Origin of the sequence: Vibrio sp. 10N.222.55.C6 (assembly GCF_041473395.1) — a bacterium.
Classification (GTDB): domain Bacteria; phylum Pseudomonadota; class Gammaproteobacteria; order Enterobacterales; family Vibrionaceae; genus Vibrio; species Vibrio crassostreae_C.
In genome coordinates this window covers 257,016-271,295 of the sequence record NZ_JBFRSD010000004.1, presented here as the reverse complement: position 1 = coordinate 271,295, position 14,280 = coordinate 257,016, and the positions used below count along the sequence as shown (strand labels likewise).

General features: G+C 45.9%; 11 protein-coding genes. 10 read left to right on the top strand and 1 reads right to left on the bottom strand.

All coding sequences use genetic code 11. The annotated features are described in order from the left end of the window. The first annotated feature begins 112 nt into the window (after window positions 1-112). The 6 genes from lepB to acpS all read left to right on the top strand — a co-directional run bounded on the left by lepB (window position 113) and on the right by acpS (window position 4,692). A complete protein-coding gene (gene lepB, locus AB4486_RS05405) occupies window positions 113-1,009 on the top strand; it encodes a signal peptidase I (protein WP_017066013.1) in 897 nt (298 codons plus the stop codon). 26 nt (window positions 1,010-1,035) lie between these two features. Next, window positions 1,036-1,713: a ribonuclease III gene (gene rnc / locus AB4486_RS05400; RefSeq protein WP_017066012.1), complete on the top strand. Its 678-nt coding sequence runs from the start codon at window positions 1,036-1,038 to the stop codon at window positions 1,711-1,713. Further along, entirely contained in the window at window positions 1,706-2,677 is a 972-nt protein-coding gene (gene era / locus AB4486_RS05395; RefSeq protein WP_017059042.1) for a GTPase Era, read from the top strand. Before rnc ends, era begins: the two co-directional genes overlap by 8 nt. Before the next feature lie 102 nt (window positions 2,678-2,779). Beyond that, window positions 2,780-3,508, top strand: a complete 729-nt coding sequence (gene recO, locus AB4486_RS05390; RefSeq protein WP_019826299.1) for a DNA repair protein RecO — start codon at window positions 2,780-2,782, stop codon at window positions 3,506-3,508. Then, complete coding sequence (gene pdxJ, locus AB4486_RS05385; protein ID WP_017059040.1) at window positions 3,505-4,242, top strand: pyridoxine 5'-phosphate synthase; 738 nt, start codon at window positions 3,505-3,507, stop codon at window positions 4,240-4,242. The genes recO and pdxJ overlap by 4 nt, the downstream gene beginning before the upstream one ends. A 69-nt stretch (window positions 4,243-4,311) precedes the next feature. Further along, window positions 4,312-4,692 carry a holo-ACP synthase gene (gene acpS / locus AB4486_RS05380; RefSeq protein ID WP_017059039.1) on the top strand — a complete coding sequence of 127 codons (381 nt, stop codon included), beginning with the start codon at window positions 4,312-4,314 and terminating at the stop codon, window positions 4,690-4,692. 125 nt (window positions 4,693-4,817) lie between these two features. On the opposite strand, the gene barA is transcribed toward acpS, so the two are convergent. Then, window positions 4,818-7,631 carry a two-component sensor histidine kinase BarA gene (barA, locus tag AB4486_RS05375; RefSeq protein ID WP_372116635.1) on the bottom strand — a complete coding sequence of 938 codons (2,814 nt, stop codon included), beginning with the start codon at window positions 7,629-7,631 and terminating at the stop codon, window positions 4,818-4,820. A 165-nt stretch (window positions 7,632-7,796) separates the two neighbouring features. Here barA and rlmD point away from each other — a divergent pair, with 165 nt between their 5' ends. The 4 genes from rlmD (at window position 7,797) to AB4486_RS05355 (ending at window position 14,271) form a co-directional block, all read left to right on the top strand. After that, window positions 7,797-9,116 (top strand): 23S rRNA (uracil(1939)-C(5))-methyltransferase RlmD, encoded by a 1,320-nt coding sequence (gene rlmD, locus AB4486_RS05370; protein WP_372116633.1) that lies wholly within the window; start codon window positions 7,797-7,799, stop codon window positions 9,114-9,116. A 135-nt stretch (window positions 9,117-9,251) separates the two neighbouring features. Beyond that, the gene (gene relA, locus AB4486_RS05365; protein ID WP_017063212.1) at window positions 9,252-11,474 is read left to right on the top strand and encodes a GTP diphosphokinase; all 2,223 of its coding nucleotides are present in this window, start codon (window positions 9,252-9,254) and stop codon (window positions 11,472-11,474) included. Between the two features lie 208 nt (window positions 11,475-11,682). After that, a complete protein-coding gene (mazG, locus tag AB4486_RS05360) occupies window positions 11,683-12,480 on the top strand; it encodes a nucleoside triphosphate pyrophosphohydrolase (protein WP_017063213.1) in 798 nt (265 codons plus the stop codon). A 150-nt stretch (window positions 12,481-12,630) separates the two neighbouring features. Further along, complete coding sequence (locus AB4486_RS05355; RefSeq protein WP_017063214.1) at window positions 12,631-14,271, top strand: CTP synthase; 1,641 nt, start codon at window positions 12,631-12,633, stop codon at window positions 14,269-14,271. Window positions 14,272-14,280: the final 9 nt, after the last annotated feature.

Below are 14,280 nucleotides of genomic sequence, written 5' to 3'. Positions count from 1 at the left end.
TCCCAGCATTTAGTCAGCATGATTGATACAAATTAGAAATATTAAGCAGAGTGAAAGAGTTATGCTCTTTCACTTTCGTTATTTTTAAAGAAATGAAATTTAAGGGATATCAATGGCTAATACATTTTCGCTTATCTTAGTGATCGTAACTCTAGTGACCGGCATTGTATGGGCGTTGGAAAAGTTTGTGTGGGCGAAGAAGCGCCAGCAAAAGCTTGCTGACGTTGAAGCACAATCGAATGGCCTAGACGCTGAAACTAGCGCAAAAGTTACGGCTCAACCTTGGTGGGTTGAGAACAGTGTGTCCATTTTCCCGGTAATTGCATTTGTTTTGATCTTGCGTTCATTCATCTATGAACCGTTTCAAATCCCTTCTGGCTCGATGATGCCAACCCTTTTGGTTGGTGATTTCATCTTGGTAGAGAAGTACGCGTACGGTCTAAAAGACCCAGTATGGCGCACTCAATTGGTAGAAACAGGCAAGCCAGAACGCGGTGACTCAATCGTATTTAAGTACCCACCTCAGCCAAACATCGACTACATTAAGCGTGTTGTTGGTATGCCAGGTGACACGATTCGCTACAGCAGTCGTAAAGAGATCTGCATTCAGGCGAAGGGTACAAGTAGCTGTGAACCAGTGAAACTAAGTAATGTTGAAGAGAGCCAATTTATTCAAGATGGTGTGCCTCTGATTCAGCTGAACGAACAGCTTGGAGACGTAGAACACCAGATTTTAGTTAACCCATTGCGCCGCGATCGTGTGCAAGCATATCAGCCTCGCAATGGTGTTAACGAATGGGTCGTTCCAGAAGGCCAGTACTTTGTGATGGGTGATAACCGTGACAACAGTGCCGATAGCCGTTACTGGGGCTTTGTCCCTGAAGCAAACCTTGTTGGTAAGGCCGTTGCTATTTGGATCAGCTTCGAATTCGAACGCGGTTCAGACAGTGTACTTCCAACATGGATTCCTACTGGTGTGCGTTTTAATCGCATCGGTGGGATTCATTAATCGATCACATAACACATCGAGAGAGCATGAATTCTCCAATTGATAAACTAGAGAGAAAGATTGGCTATCAGTTTAATGATGCCGATCTTATCCACTTGGCGCTGACTCACCGCAGCGCCGCAGGTAAACATAACGAACGTCTTGAGTTTCTGGGCGATTCAATTTTAAGTTTTGTTATCGCTGATGATCTTTACCACCGTTTTCCTAAGGTAAACGAAGGTGATATGAGCCGCATGCGCGCAACATTAGTACGTGGTCATACATTGGCAGAACTAGGTCGTGAATTCGAACTAGGAGATTACTTAAAATTAGGTCCAGGTGAGTTGAAGAGTGGCGGTTTCCGTCGTGATTCTATTCTAGCGGATGCGGTTGAAGCGGTCATCGGCGCTGTCTATTTAGATAGTGATACCGAGACGGTTCGCGGCATTATTTTAAGCTGGTACCAATCTCGCCTAGATGCTATTCAGCCTGGAGTATCTCAAAAAGATCCGAAAACTCGCCTACAAGAGTTTTTGCAAGGTCGAAGAAATCCTCTACCTGTCTACACAGTGACTAATATTAAAGGTGAAGCACACAACCAAGAGTTTACGGTTGAGTGTGAAGTGGCAGGTGTGGATAAACCTGTTATCGGTAAAGGCACTAGCCGCCGCAAGGCAGAACAAGCGGCTGCTGAAACAGCATTAGAGCAACTAAGCAATGTCTGATAACAACCAAGATTTCGATATCGATGCATTCTTTTCATCTGATAGCAAAAAAACAGGCCTACCGGAAAACCAACACTGTGGCTTCATCGCTATTGTCGGTCGCCCAAATGTAGGTAAGTCGACGCTTCTGAACCATATTCTGGGTCAGAAGATTTCTATTACATCACGTAAACCACAGACGACACGTCACCGTATTATGGGCGTTGAAACTGAGGGTGATTACCAAGCGATCTTTGTTGATACTCCTGGACTTCATATTGAAGAAAAGCGTGCCATCAACCGCTTGATGAACCGTGCGGCGAACAGCTCATTGAGTGATGTAAACCTAGTATTCTTCCTTGTCGATGGTACTCACTGGACTGACGACGATGAGATGGTTCTGAACAAACTGAAGAAGACTGACTTCCCAGTTGTACTTTGCATCAACAAAGTAGATAACGTTCAAGACCGTACTAACGTCATGCAGCACATGATGGAAGTCTCTAAGAAGATGGACTTCATTGATGTAGTGCCAATCTCAGCGAAGCAAGGTAAAAATATTGATGTACTGCGTAAGCACGTACGTGAACATTTACCTAAAGCGACACACCACTTCCCTGAAGAATACGTGACTGATCGCTCGCAACGTTTTATGGCCTCTGAAATTATCCGTGAAAAGCTGATGCGCTTTACGGGTGACGAGCTACCTTACTCGGTAACGGTTGAAATCGAACGTTTCGATTACAACCCAGATAACGATGGCTTCCACATCAATGCACTGATTCTTGTTGAGCGTACAGGCCAGAAGAAAATGGTGATTGGTAAAGCGGGCGAGAAGATCAAAACGATTGGTCGTGAAGCGCGTATCGATATGGAAGAGCTATTCGGCCGTAAGGTTTACCTAGAGACTTGGGTCAAGGTTAAATCTGGCTGGGCTGATGATGAGCGTGCACTTCGCTCGTTAGGCTACATCGACGATCTATAATATATTGAACGTCACTTTCTGAGATTAAGAAAGTTGAACTGAAGATAAATCCAAGAGAGAGTGCGAACTCTCTCTTTTTGTATCTGTAATAAGGGTAAGTGATTGAGCGAAGGGTTACAGCGATGCTTTGTGTTGCACCGTCGACCATACAGTGAGTCGAGCCTGATCTTGGACGTCTTCAGCGAAGAGTTCGGTCGGGTGACGTTGATGTCTAAAGGCGCTCGCAGCAAGCGTTCCAATTTGAAAGGTGCATTACAACCTTTTACGCCGCTATTGCTTAAGTGGTCTGGTAATGGTTCGATGAAAACCTTACGCCAAGCTGAACCCATCAGCTTGGGGCTCCCTCTCGCCGGTATTAATCTGTATTCAGGCATGTACGTGAACGAGCTTATCGGTCGGGTATTGATGGCGGAAGTACCGATGCCTGCACTTTTTCACGACTATCTTCATGCTTTAACAGAGCTGGCGCATAATGATAATCCTGAGCCAGCACTGCGTCGCTTTGAGCTGGCTCTATTATCTGCTATGGGTTACGGCGTCGACTTTTTACACTGCGCGGGCACTGGCGAAGCGATTGATCCGAGCATGACTTATCGCTATCGAGAGCAGAAAGGTTTCATCGCTTCAGTACGTCGAGATAACCTGACTTTTATGGGCGATGAACTTATTGCAATCAGCGAACGTAGGTTTATCACTAAAGAGCAGTTAAAAGCGGCAAAACGCTTTACACGCATAGCCTTAAAGCCGTATCTTGGCGGCAAACCATTAAAAAGTAGAGAGCTATTTATGCCAACAATAGCCCTCTCCAGAGCACGGAGTATTGGAAAATGAGCTCAATCCTTTTAGGCGTTAATATCGACCATATTGCAACACTACGTAATGCACGTGGTACTAAATACCCAGATCCAGTACACGCAGCTGAAATCGCTGAACGTGCTGGTGCAGATGGCATTACTATTCACCTGCGTGAAGACCGTCGTCACATCGTTGATCGCGATGTGCGTATTCTGGCTGAAACACTTCAAACTCGCATGAACTTGGAGATGGCCGTAACGGACGAGATGGTTCAAATTGCACTCGATACTAATCCTGAGTTTGTTTGTCTGGTTCCTGAAAAACGTGAAGAGCTAACCACTGAAGGTGGCTTGGACGTAGTTGGTCAACTAGAGAAGATCAAAGCGGCGACACAAAAACTGTCTGCAGCAGGTATCAAGGTATCTCTGTTTATCGATGCTGACCGTGAGCAAATCGATGCTGCAAAAGCGTGTGGCGCACCGTTCATTGAACTGCACACGGGTCACTATGCTGATGCTAAGACAGAAGAAGATCAACAAGACGAGCTTAAGAAGATCGCAGCAGGCGCAAGCTATGCAGATGACTTAGGTATCACAGTCAATGCGGGTCATGGTCTGACTTACCACAACGTAGCACCGATTGCGGCACTTCCAGAGATCTACGAGCTGAACATCGGTCACTCGATCATGGGACGTGCAGTGTTTGATGGCTTAAACAAAGCCGTTGCAGACATGAAAGCAATCATGGAAACAGCACGTAACAACGCTTAGTTCGGCAAGTCGTCGGCACTAAGCGATGTACAGTTAATCATTAGACAGAAGTTAAGTAGTAGAGGAAACATGGCAGTTGTTGGATTAGGTACAGATATCGCAGAAATCGAACGTGTCGAGAAGGCGCTGTCGCGAAGTGGCGACGCTTTTGCTCAGCGTATTTTGACGGATTCTGAGTTTGAAGTATTCCAACAGTTGAAGCAAAAAGGCCGTTACCTTGCAAAACGTTTTGCTGCTAAAGAAGCTGCATCTAAGGCGTTAGGTACGGGGATTGCGCTGGGTGTTACCTTCCACGACTTTGAGATTTCAAACGATGAGCATGGTAAGCCAGTATTGAGCTTACACAAGAAAGCGCGTGAAATCGCAGAGGCGAATGGCACAACATCGATTCATCTGACTATCTCGGATGAGCGTCACTACGCTGTGGCAACGGTGTTACTCGAATCGTAAACAGATTATCGCGACTTTATATCTAGTGCTCTTGGCTCTAGACAGAAAAAAGCAGAGCTCATGAGCTCTGCTTTTTTATTGGCGGGTAAACCCTCTAAAGAATACTAGTGAGTAACAAGTACCCGCTAGGCCTTCGCCTGTTTCAAGTAGTGAATCGCGGTTGCTTGAACCTTATCTAATTCATCCTGAAGCTCGAAAAGCTCAGGTTCAATGTCTTCAACAGAAGTACCTGAACGCAGCTCTTTCTCTATTGTCGCACATACCGATTTTAGCCTTGGTACGCCGCTGTACGAGCTGCTGCCATGCATCTTGTGAATGATGTGTATCAGCTCTTCAACTGGATAGTCACTGTCTTCTATCGCTTTGTCTGCTGCCTCATACACCTCTGGAATAAAGTCGACGAGCATTTGCAGCATATCGCGTGCGAGGTCTTCTTTATTGGCGGCTTGTTTCATCGCAGCTTGCCAATCAATGATGATGTTTGTGTGCACGCTGGCTTCAGTTTCTGACACCGGACCGTTGTCGACTTCAGCAGAGACCGCTGGGTGGTCTGGATCTATTTTTTCGATGTGCTCAACCTCAGAGGTCGAGCTCCAATGAATCAGAACCTGCTGTAAAACATGCTCTTCAATAGGTTTGGTTAGGTAGTCATCCATGCCCGCTTCAAGCAGTCGATCTCGTTCGCCAATCATTGCATGTGCGGTCACGGCAATTACAGGTGTATTCGCATTGTTCGCCAGTTTTTTGATGTTCTGACAAGCGGTTACACCGTCCATCTGTGGCATTTGAATATCCATGAAGATGATATCAAATGGCGTCTCTGTCGCTTTGTCTATCGCCTGCTGACCACTGGTACAACTGATGACGGTTTCTACACGCTCTTTAAGCAGCGCGGTAATCAACTTAAGGTTGGCTGGGTTGTCGTCTACTGCCATCACAGTAAGCGGTAACTTCTCTTCAGAATGCGTTTCAATCGCTGGTGCAATCAAGGTAGGTGCCTGATTCGATACCAGAGTTTGCAGCAACTTCTTACGAGAAAGAGGCTTGGTGATGCACTGAACATCGACCTCTTTCATTAGTTGCTCACCCAACGCTAGCTCGGTACTTGGTGTACCAATAATCACGTTTTGAGCAATCTTCTTCGCACCGATCGCCCAACCACTCACAGTATCAAATTGATACTCTTGGTTGGCGGCTAGGTTAAGCAGAACGTAGTCATACGAGGTCGTCTCATCTGGCATCACCGAACGATACGTTACCACTAAGCCTTCTTGGGTTAGGATTTGCTGAGTAATCGATGCCGCTTGCATGTTTGGCTCGATAAGCAGCAGTTGTTTGTCTTGCAGACACTGCGTCTCAATCAGCTCTGTCATCGGCATATCAGTCGTTGATAGTCTCAAGGTGAACCAGAAGGTAGAGCCTTGGTGAAGACGACTGGTTAGGCTGATCTCTCCGCCCATTTGGCTGACCAGTTTTTGGGTGATAACCAGACCTAAGCCTGTACCGCCGTAACGACGAGAGATACTTGCATCGGCTTGGCTGAAAGCTTGGAAAAGCTGAGCTTGTTGACGCTCAGAAATACCAATACCCGTATCGCGAACCATGAATTGCAGCTCGATGTTGTCTTCACTTTGTGAGCGAAGCTCAACGCTGATATCAATGTTGCCGCGTTCGGTAAACTTGATTGAGTTACCAACAAGGTTGGTTAGGATCTGCTGAATACGCAGTGGATCGCCCACCACACCTGGCGGTACTTTAGGGTCGATCTTCAGTGTCAGTTCTAGGCCTTTCTCATGAGCGTTGGTTGCTTGAAGGTTTACTACCTCTTCAAGGCTGGCTTGGAATTCAAATGGGATGTTCTCTAGGGCTAATTTACCGGCTTCAAGTTTCGAGAAGTCCAAGATATCGTTGATGATGCTAAGCAGGTTGTTTGCCGAGCGTTCAATGGTTTGTAGGTAATCGGTTTGACTGTTCGATAGGTGAGTCTTGAGCATTTGACGAGTAAAGCCAATCACACCGTTCAGCGGCGTTCTCAATTCGTGAGACATATTCGCTAAGAACTCAGACTTAACACGAGCCGCTTCTTGAGCGCGTTTCTTCGCGATGTCTAACTCAACGTTTTGAATCTCTAGCTGTTCAAGAGTTTCACGCAAATCTGATGTGGCCTGGTCGATACTGTGCTGCATCTCGACGTGATACTCTGATAGCGATACCGCCATCGCATTGATACCGTTTTTCAGCGAGTCTAGCTCACCATGCATCTTACCTTCGATACGCACATCTAGGTGACCTCGACGAATTCGGTCGACCATGTTTTTCATGTGTGTGATCGGTTGAGTGACATCGTGCATTAAGCGGAACGCAAACACACCCGATAAACCAAGCCCGAGAATCAACACTAAGAATGCAGAGAACACTTCTTGATATTGCTGCAATCGAAGTGATGAAAGATCTAATTCAATCGCAATGTAGCCGATCGCTTGATTAGCTTGAGACTGACCGTTGGTTGAATTGATGTACTGGCCTTCGGCGATGATAGGTGTCCGCAGGATCAGCGTATTATCGAGAAGGTTCGATGAGCTTAAATGCGGGATCGGTTTATCTTTGGGGTAGGTCAGGCTTTCAAAATCGGGGTGGAAGTTTGAGGTTACAAACAACTCATGACGCTCATCAAACACCGCGATACTGCGCACTAGCTTAGAATTCTTTCGATGCGCATAGCTAATAAGCTGACGAACAGACTCTCGACTTTCGAGCTTCATGCCTGATTCACTCGCAATCGCAAGTGGCTCAATGATGCTAGTACCAGTGTTAACCACTTGACCTTCAAGGTCTTGATAGCGGTTAAATGAGAAAAATGCACTCAATAGCAACCCAATAATCAGGGTTGGAGCTAGAGTTAAGGTAATTACACGGGCTCTTAAGCCATATCTGGTCATGTTCTTTAATTACATCGAGGTCTGGATATGGGAAAATAACGCACACAATGGCGGTTAAGTGAACGGTAAGCTTAATCAAAGCCGTGACGTTCGACAATGATTCCAAGACATAATAGTGAGTCCTGGATACCAATTACTTATTAAAAGATACATTAGGCACAAGCAATGGCACGTTTTTTCCAACCAAAAAAGAAAACTCAACTCGAGACCAAGCATCAATCGGTTTTGGTTGAACGAATGGATCACAATGGCGCTGGCATCGCTTATCAAAAGAATAAACCGGTTTTCATTGATGGCGCATTGCCCGGTGAGCAGGTGGTTATTCAACTTACTGAGAGCAAAAGTAAGTTTTCGCGAGCTAAACTCATCAAGTTATTGAAGCCGAGCGAGCAGCGTTTAAAGCCGTTTTGTAAGCACTTTAATCAGTGTGGTGGCTGTCACCTTCAACACCTAGGTTACTCTTCTCAGGTTGAGCATAAATCGCAATCTCTGACGCACCTTATGAGCCAATACCAAACAGCTAACACTGAAGTTGCACAACCTATTGTCGGTGATGAAACCGGTTATCGACGTCGTGCACGTATCAGCCTATTTGTTGATAAGAAGACACAGCAGCTTCAGTTTGGTTTCCGTAAGAAGCAGAGTAAGCAGATTGAAAACATCACCGACTGTGCCGTGCTTGATCCTCGCCTCAATGTATTGCTGCCAAAACTGAAAAATTTACTGAACACTTTCAACAGCCTTACGTCTTTAGGACACGTTGAATTGGTGTTGGGCGATACTGGCCCTGTTATGGTGCTACGTCACCTTAAGCCTCTGGTTGAAAAAGATGAGCAAGCGCTGATTGCGTTAGCAAAAGAAGAAGGCGCTACGCTGTATTCGATGCCTGAAACCGATAAGTTGGTTCGCTTAGTCGGCGATACACCTTCTTACAGCGAAACTGGCGTGACGTTACCGTTTGAGCCAAACCACTTTATCCAAGTAAACCAGAAAGTGAATCAGCAGATGGTGGCTCAAGCGATTGAGTGGCTAGAGCCTCAAGCGGATGAGCGAGTGCTAGACCTGTTTTGTGGTCTCGGTAACTTTAGTCTGCCTATCGCGCAACAATCGGCGTTTGTGGTTGGTGTAGAAGGCGTTGATGAAATGGTTCAGCAAGCCGCATCTAATGCAGCGTTAAACCAGTTAAGCAATACGGAATTTTACCAAGCTAACCTTGAAGAAGACTTATCTTCACAGCCTTGGGCAAAAGAGAAATTTGATAAAATCTTACTTGACCCAGCTCGTGCTGGAGCGAGTGGTGTTGTTGATCAAATTTCAGCGTTAGGAGCGAAGCGTGTGGTTTATGTTTCGTGTAATCCTGCTACTCTAGCTAGAGATTCAGAGAGCTTAGAAAAGCAAGGCTACCAATTAGCCAAACTTGGTATGTTGGATATGTTCCCACACACTAGCCATTTAGAATCGATGGCTCTCTTTATCAAGGCTTAAAGGCCCGTAAATAAGGCTTAAAAATGAATGACAAAGGCGCAGGGACACTTGCGCTGATATCAATATGGTCGAACTAACTTGGAACCAGTTAGTCATATTGAATTGGGTATAAAACAGAATAACTAGGAAGGCACGATGGTTGCGGTACGAAGCGCACATTTAAACCCAAGCGAACAGTTTGAGCTAGAAAGTTGGATTGCGTCATTAAAGCAAGACGCAAAAACCTCGAATAAACTGAACAAAGTTTATCGTCACTGTGAAGAGCTATTAAAAGATCACGAGCAAGCATCACTCTTGCTATGGCGTGGACGCGAGATGATTGAAATCTTGGTCACGCTGTCGATGGATCGTGCAACATTAGTCGCAGCACAACTCTTCCCAGTGGTATCAAGTGGCGTTTTTGAACGCGAAGCCTTCGAAGAAAGCTACGGCAAAGAAATCGTTAAGCTGATTGACGGCGTTGAAGAAATGGCGGCCTTGGGCCAGCTAAACGTGACCCTTGAAGGCAGTGCAGCCTCGGGTCAAGTCGATAACGTTCGTCGCATGCTATTAGCAATGGTCGATGATTTCCGCTGCGTAGTCATCAAACTCGCTGAACGAATCTGTAACCTTATTGAGGTGAAAAAGGCACCTGATGCTGTGCGTCGTGCGGCAGCAAAAGAGTGTTCTAACATCTATGCCCCACTGGCAAACCGTTTAGGTATCGGCCAACTTAAGTGGGAAATCGAAGATTACGCATTCCGCTACCAACAACCAGATACCTACAAGCAGATTGCAAAACAGCTGTCTGAGCGTCGTATCGTTCGTGAACAATACATCACAGATTTCGTTGATGATTTAACCGCAGAAATGCAGCGTTCAAACATCAATGCTGAAGTGAGTGGCCGACCAAAACACATCTACAGTATCTGGCGCAAAATGCAGAAGAAAGGCTTAGCCTTCGATGAGCTTTTTGACGTACGAGCAGTACGTATTATCGCTGACCAGCTGCAAGACTGTTACGCCGGCCTTGGGGTGGTACACACTAAATACAAGCACCTCCCGAGCGAATTTGATGATTATGTGGCGAACCCTAAGCCAAATGGTTACCAGTCGATTCATACCGTAGTACTTGGCCCTGAAGGCAAGACCATTGAGATTCAGATCCGTACTAAGCAAATGCACGAAGACTCTGAGCTTGGTGTGGCGGCGCACTGGAAGTACAAAGAAGGAGCTTCAAGCGGCCGTAGTGGCTACGATGAGAAAATCACTTGGTTGCGTAAACTTATCGACTGGCAAGAAGAGATGTCGGACTCTGGCGAGATGCTGGATGAGGTACGTAGCCAAGTCTTCGATGACCGTGTATACGCATTTACTCCACGTGGTGACGTGGTCGACTTACCAATGGGCGCAACCCCGTTGGATTTCGCCTACCACATCCACTCGATGGTCGGACACCGCTGTATCGGTGCCAAAGTAGCGGGGCGTATCGTACCGTTCACTCATAAACTATCGATGGGCGATCAAGTTGAGATCATCACGCAGAAAGAGCCGAACCCATCTCGTGACTGGTTAAATCCAACCACAGGTTTTGTTCATTCTGGTCGAGCTCGAGCGAAAATCAACGCTTGGTTCCGCGCACAAAGCCGTGAGAAAAACCTAGAAGCGGGTCGTGATATCCTGGAAGTTGAGCTAGCGAAAGTAGGCGCAACCCTAAAAGATGCTGATCAATACGCACTAAAACGCTTTAACGTGAATACGCCAGACGAACTCTATGCAGGTATTGGTAGTGGCGACTTGCGTATTAACCAAGTGGTTAATCACATCAATGCGCTAGTGAATAAGCCAACGGCGGAAGAAGAAGACAAGAAAGCGCTAGAGAAACTGCTTGAGTCGGAAAACAAGCCGGCACAACAGAGTCGTCCGAAGAAAGATGCGGTAGTGGTTGAGGGCGTTGATAACCTAATGACGCACCTAGCGCGTTGCTGTCAGCCAATCCCAGGTGATGTGATTAAAGGTTACATCACTCAAGGTCGTGGTATCTCAGTGCACCGCGCTGACTGTGAACAGCTAGGCGAGCTAAGCGTGCATGCGCCAGAACGTATCATTGATACCGTTTGGGGTAATGGCTTTGTCGGCTCATACATCCTAACGCTGCGTGTTGAAGCGCTAGAACGTAATGGCTTGTTGAAAGACATCACCTCACTGTTCTCGAACGAGAAGATCAGTGTGACCACGATGAAGAGCCGCATCGACTACAAGCGTCAGCTATCGGTAATGGATTTCGATTTGGAAGTGACCAATATTGAGATTCTGAGCCGAGTGACAAGTCGAGTAGAACAGATCAAAGATGTAATGAGCGTTAAGAGACTTGGATGATCCTTTTGTGTCATTTATGTCATTCCCTACAGTGAGGGACGAACGTGATAGGGAATCTCGCCAAGCGGTTTGAGATCCCCAACTCGCTCATACTTCACTCTTGGAGATGACGAAAAATAGAAAGGTGAGTGGTTTTGGCTGCTCACCTTTTTTAGTTTTAAGAAAAGAATTAGATTAAAACAATCAAACAGAATAATAGGAAAGCACCATGAGCCACCCGATTGAACAACTAGAACAAATTATGACTAAGCTGCGCGATCCAGAAGGTGGCTGTCCTTGGGATTTAAAACAAAATTTTGAAACAATTGTCCCGCATACTATCGAAGAGACGTACGAAGTGGTGGATGCGATTCACAACAAAGATTGGCCGAACCTACAAGAAGAGTTGGGTGACTTGTTGTTTCAGGTGATCTTCTATAGCCAGTTAGCGAAAGAACAGGGGTTGTTTGAGTTCTCTGATGTGGTTGATGGCATTAACGAAAAGCTAACACGCCGTCACCCGCATGTGTTCTCTGATACTGAGTTTGCCAGTGATGAAGAAATCAATGCCAATTGGGAAGCGGAAAAAGCCAAAGAAAAAGCACAAGCAGGCAAAACTCAAGAAAGTATTCTAGACTCAATACCAAACTCTCTACCTGCACTTTCGCGTGCTACAAAAATTCAAAAGCAGGTCGCGAAATATGGCTTTGATTGGGACTCAATTGGCCCAGTCGCCAATAAGGTATTAGAGGAAGTTGACGAGGTGCTAGAAGAAGCACTTCAAGTGACGCCAAACGAAGAATTGGTTGAAGAAGAGCTGGGGGATTTACTGTTCGCGACCGTTAACTTGGTACGACATTTAGGTAAAAACCCAGAATCGGCACTCAATAAAGCCAATCTCAAGTTTTCGCGTCGCTTTAAAGGGGTGGAACAAAAAGTTCGTCAGCAAGGTAAAAATTTGACCGATTTTTCACTACAACAGCTTGATTCCATGTGGGGTGAAGTCAAAGTGGCGGAGAAAAGATAACCAAAGCTTTTATCATGAATTGATTTGAAGCAAAAAATAAAAAATAGCAGTGTGATAGATTTCACGTTGTGGCGATAAGGGGCTTCTGGTATATTTTCATCCCGTCCAGAAGTAGTCCATTTCCCTCATTCAACCAATTTCAGGTTAAACATGACGACAAATTACATTTTTGTTACTGGCGGGGTTGTATCCTCTCTAGGTAAAGGTATTGCTGCAGCATCTCTTGCGGCTATTTTAGAAGCTCGTGGTCTTAAAGTGACTATGATGAAGCTTGACCCTTACATCAACGTTGATCCAGGCACTATGAGCCCGACTCAGCACGGTGAAGTGTTCGTTACGGAAGATGGCGCTGAAACAGACCTTGACCTTGGTCACTATGAGCGATTCATTCGCACCAAGATGACTAAGCGTAACAACTTCACTGCAGGTCGTGTTTACTCAGACGTACTAGCAAAAGAGCGTCGCGGTGATTACCTAGGTGCAACAATTCAGGTTATCCCACACATCACTAACTCTATCAAAGAGCGTGTTATTTCTGGCGCAGCTGGCCACGATATCGCGATCGTTGAAGTTGGTGGTACGGTTGGTGATATCGAATCTCTACCATTCATGGAAGCGATTCGTCAGCTAGCAGTAGAACTAGGCCGTGAACGCGCAATGTTCATGCACCTTACTCTAGTGCCATACCTAGCAGCTGCGGGCGAAGTGAAAACTAAGCCAACGCAACACTCTGTAAAAGAGCTACTGTCTATTGGTATTCAGCCAGACATCCTAGTTTGTCGTTCAGACCGCAACATTCCTTCGAACGAGCGTAAGAAAATTGCTCTGTTCTGTAATGTGCAAGAAAATGCAGTTATTTCTATGCGCGATGTTGACTCTATCTACAAGATCCCTCAGCTTATTAAAGCTCAAGGCACTGATGAACTTGTATGTAAGCGTTTCGGCATCACAGCTCCAGAAGCAGATCTGTCTGAATGGGAACAAGTAATTTACGAAGAAGCTAACCCAACGGGTGAAGTGACGATTGGTATGGTTGGTAAGTACATTGAACTGCCAGACGCATACAAATCAGTAAATGAAGCGCTAAAACACGCAGGCTTGAAAAACCGCCTAAGCGTTAATATTAAATACGTAGATTCACAAGATGTTGAGTCTCGTGGCGTAGAGGTTTTAGAAGGCCTAGATGCAATCCTAGTTCCTGGTGGTTTTGGTGATCGTGGTGTTGAAGGTAAGATTCTTGCTGCTCAATACGCTCGTGAAAACAAAGTACCGTACTTAGGTATCTGTCTAGGTATGCAAGTAGCGCTTATCGAGTACGCTCGTAACGTTGCGAAAATGGAAGGGGCACACTCTTCTGAATTCTGTACTGAAACTAAGTACCCAGTTGTTGGTCTTATCACTGAGTGGACTGATGGCGAAGGTAAAGTTGAAGAGCGTACAGAAACATCTGACCTTGGCGGCACAATGCGTCTTGGTTCACAGCTTTGTCACCTAGCGAAAGGGACGAAAGCTTACGAATTATACGGTAGCGCGACGATCCATGAACGTCACCGTCACCGTTACGAAGTGAACAACAATCTTCGTCCACAAATCGAAAAAGCGGGCCTAAAAGTATCGGGTCTATCTGCGGACAAGAAACTGGTTGAAGTTATTGAGAACCCGAACCACCCATGGTTCGTTGCTGCTCAATTCCACCCAGAGTTCACTTCAACACCTCGCGATGGTCACCCATTGTTTGCAGGTTTCGTTAAAGCGGCTGGTGAGTTCCAGCGCGGCGAGTTAGAGAAGTAAAAAGGAATA